Annotated in this window: 2 protein-coding genes; both read right to left on the minus strand. The window is 72.6% G+C overall.

Translation table 11 applies throughout. The annotated features are described in order from the left end of the window. Positions 1–86 precede the first annotated feature (86 nt). The gene (locus tag B8460_RS18940) at positions 87–647 is read right to left on the minus strand and encodes a cob(I)yrinic acid a,c-diamide adenosyltransferase (RefSeq protein WP_048863182.1); all 561 of its coding nucleotides are present in this window, start codon (positions 645–647) and stop codon (positions 87–89) included. Next, on the minus strand, positions 644–981 hold a 338-nt coding region (locus B8460_RS18945), incomplete at its 5' end, for an energy transducer TonB (RefSeq protein ID WP_048863183.1). The genes B8460_RS18945 and B8460_RS18940, both read right to left, overlap by 4 nt.

Here is a 981-nt window from a genome sequence, read left to right on the forward strand (position 1 = left end):
CGCCACGAGTGCCGCGGCCGCCGCCGCGCCGCCGATCAGCGCGGCACGCCGCGTAGCTGTCTGCATCGTCCGCTCCGCCGCGCCCGTCATGTCGCCGCCGCGCCCCCAGGCACCCACAGCACGTCGCGCGCTCCGTGTTCGTTGAGCACGCGGCCGAGGATGAACAGGTAGTCCGACAGCCGGTTGATGTAGCGCAGCAGGACGGGGTTGATCGTCTCCGCCTGTGCCAGCGCCACCACGCGGCGTTCCGCGCGGCGGGTGACCGTGCGGGCGACATGCGCATGCGCCGCCGCCGTGCTGCCGCCCGGCAGGATGAAGCTGGTCAGCGGCGGCAGGCCGGCACGCATCGCCTCGGCCTCCGCCTCCAGCCGCGCGCAGGATGCGTCCGTCATGCGCAGCCGCCCGCCCGCCTCGCCCGGCACGCAGAGATCGGCGCCGTAGTCGAACAGGTCGTTCTGGATACGGGCGAGCAGCGCATCGGTCGCCGCGTCGGCGTGCAGCCGCAGCAGCCCGAGCGCGGCGTTCGCCTCGTCCACCGCGCCGATCGCCTCGATGCGCAGCGCGTCCTTGCGCACCCGAGTCCCGTCGCCGAGCGAGGTCTCGCCGCCGTCGCCGCCGCGTGTCGTCACCCGGTCGATGCGTATCAATGCACGTCCTCCCGCCGGTCGGTCAGTTCGAAGGTAAAGGAATAGGGGATCGTGCTCTCCACGGGAAATCCGTCCTGCTGGGCGGGGTGGAAATGCCACGACATCACCGCCTTCATCGCGGCGGCGTCGAGATCGGGTGAGCCGGAGGTCTGATAGACGGCGGCGTTCAGCACCGCCCCCTCGGTGCCGATGCGCAGCAGCAGCACGACGCGCCCCTGCTCGCCACGGCGCGCCGCCTCGCGCGGGTAGCGCGGCGGGATGTTGCGGATCGTGTGATCCTCGGTGGGGGGCGCCGTGTGCGGGCCGAACACCTCGTCCGTCTCGCCGGTGATGT

The organism is Acidisphaera rubrifaciens HS-AP3 (genome assembly GCF_000964365.1).
Taxonomy (GTDB): Bacteria; Pseudomonadota; Alphaproteobacteria; order Acetobacterales; family Acetobacteraceae; genus Acidisphaera; species Acidisphaera rubrifaciens.